Origin of the sequence: Xanthomonas arboricola pv. populi (assembly GCF_002939945.1) — a bacterium.
GTDB classification, from domain to species: domain Bacteria; phylum Pseudomonadota; class Gammaproteobacteria; order Xanthomonadales; family Xanthomonadaceae; genus Xanthomonas; species Xanthomonas arboricola_A.
This window is the reverse complement of record NZ_MDEB01000021.1, coordinates 1-1,200: the sequence shown is the minus strand read 5'-3', so window position 1 is coordinate 1,200 and position 1,200 is coordinate 1. Positions and strand designations below refer to the sequence as shown.

Sequence of the window (1,200 nt, the reverse complement as noted above, 5' to 3'; positions counted from 1 at the left end):
TGTCGACTCCCCGTAAAATTGATCCATCCATAACTAGAGGTCTCCGGGCACACTAGCTACCGAGGAGACCAACGATGCGCAAGAGCAAGTTCACCGAAAGCCAGATTGTCGCCACGCTGAAGCAGGTTGAGGGCGGCCGCCAGGTCAAGGATGTATGCCGTGAGCTGGGCATTTCCGATGCGACGTACTACGTCTGGAAGTCCAAGTACGGTGGCATGGAGGCAGCTGATGTGCAGCGCCTTCGCGACCTGGAGACTGAGCACAACAAGCTCAAACGCATGTACGCCGAGCTCGCGATGGAAAACCATGCATTGAAGGATGTCATCGCAAAAAAGCTGTAGACCCGGCGCATAAGCGCCCGCTTCTTGCCTGGCTCATCGAGCAGCATGGCTGGAGCGAGCGCCGGGCCTGTGCGGTGGTTGGCGTGGCGCGCTCGACTGCACGCTATCAGCGCCGTCCTGATCGGGATGAGGAGGTCATTGCGCTGTTGTCCGAGTTGGCCGAGCGTTTTCCCGAGCGTGGTTTTGGAAAGCTCTTTCAGATCATCCGCCGTCGCGGGCATGTGTGGAATCACAAAAGGGTGTGGCGCGTGTACTGCTTGATGAAACTCAATCAACGTCGCCGCAGCAGGCGCCGGGTCCCGACCCGTCATCCACAGCCGCTGACATGCGGAGAGCGACCCAATGATGGATGGTCAATCGACTTCATGTCCGATGCGCTGTGGGATGGTCGACGCTTCCGCACGTTCAATGTCATTGACGACTTCAGTCGGGAAGCCTTGGCGATCGAAGTGGACTTGAATCTTCCGGCCGCCCGCGTCATCCGCACCTTGGAACGCGTCGCGGCCTGGCGCGGCTATCCGAACAAGCTGCGTCTGGACAACGGACCGGAATTTGTCGCGTTGGCCTTGGCCGAGTGGGCTGAGCGCAAGGGTATCGCCTTGGACTTCATCGAGCCGGGGCGTCCGATGCAAAACGGTTTTATCGAACGCTTCAATGGCAGCTACAGGCGCGGCGTGCTGGACATGCATATCTTCCGCACGCTGAGCGAGGTCCGCGAACAGACCGAACACTGGCTGGCCGACTACAACCAGCAGATCCCGCACGACAGCCTGGGCGGGCTAACGCCCGCCGAGTTCCGTGATCAACATCAACCGCAGACCTCTAGTTTTAGCTGGCATTGAATTGTGGGGAGTCGACA

At 59.2% G+C, this 1,200-nt stretch carries 1 protein-coding gene; it reads left to right on the top strand.

The genetic code is table 11. The features are described from left to right. Positions 1–74 precede the first annotated feature (74 nt). Positions 75–1,183, top strand: a protein-coding gene (locus tag XaplCFBP3123_RS21090; protein ID WP_104535801.1) for an IS3 family transposase whose coding sequence is annotated in 2 segments (ribosomal slippage) — positions 75–336 and positions 336–1,183 — 1,110 coding nt in all. Because the reading frame shifts where the segments join, the coding sequence is not laid out codon by codon here. Positions 1,184–1,200: the final 17 nt, after the last annotated feature.